Origin of the sequence: Leptospira adleri (assembly GCF_002811985.1) — a bacterium.
Classification (GTDB): domain Bacteria; phylum Spirochaetota; class Leptospiria; order Leptospirales; family Leptospiraceae; genus Leptospira; species Leptospira adleri.
The window spans coordinates 1-856 of record NZ_NPDU01000161.1; the positions used below are offsets into that span (position 1 = coordinate 1).

Here is an 856-nt window from a genome sequence, read left to right on the forward strand (position 1 = left end):
TAAAGCTCATGGCTTGATCGTGTGAGGAGAGCTCTTCTCAAGTTCTCATTTGTGCGAAACTTTAAGGACACTATCGAATCGCTACGTTACGAACTTCTCCGCCCCAGGACTTCTTCAAGTAAAGTCCGTCCAAGTAAACGTAAGGATATTCATCGGTAAGCGGACGGATTCTCCATTCGTCGATTTGAACAAAAACTTTCTGGTTGAGTTTGCTGATCGTTGAAGGAGAAACCTTCGTTCCCCAGCGGCTCTCGGTGATATCCTCGACTCTCCGAACAGAAACTCCAGCGAGATACATCTCCATGAGAGCTTCTTCTACCGAACTCTTCCTTCGTTTGTATCGATCGATGATCGCCGACTCAAACGGAATTGTTCTAAGTTTCGGAACTTTTAACTTTACTTTTCCGGCTTTTGTTTCGAAGTTTCTATTATACGAACCCGCTCTTGTATCTACTCGATCCGGGTTTCTCTCATACGTTGAGGCTTTGCAGAGTTTATCCGCTTCCTCATCTAAGAGAGCGTTCAGCGTTTCTTCCACTGAGCCTCTTACGAGTTCGCTCAAGTCTTTCTTGAGCTGGGTCTCATCCACCTGGATTACTTTCAGGTGCGCTTTTTCTTCTTCTGCCCTCATTGGGGGGTTCTCCTTTTTTTGAATTTGATCGCTACAAACTCAATCGGCAAGGAGAGCCTTCTCATTCATTCTTAAATCTGCGAAAATTTTAGGACGTTATCCCTTTGTTCCTGCAACAATGATGATATCTCAAGAAGCTGTGATTTGAATGTTTTACTTCCTGTGCACGCCATGAAGGAAAGCAAGAATAGTAAACGAGTAAGTATCAATAGTCTTTTCATCAAA

Annotated in this window: 1 pseudogene; it reads right to left on the bottom strand. The window is 43.6% G+C overall.

Annotation, left to right across the window (positions count from 1 at the left end):
* Positions 1 to 76 precede the first annotated feature (76 nt).
* Positions 77 to 631, bottom strand: a pseudogene (locus CH376_RS23940) (transposase); the annotation flags it as partial.
* Positions 632 to 856: the final 225 nt, after the last annotated feature.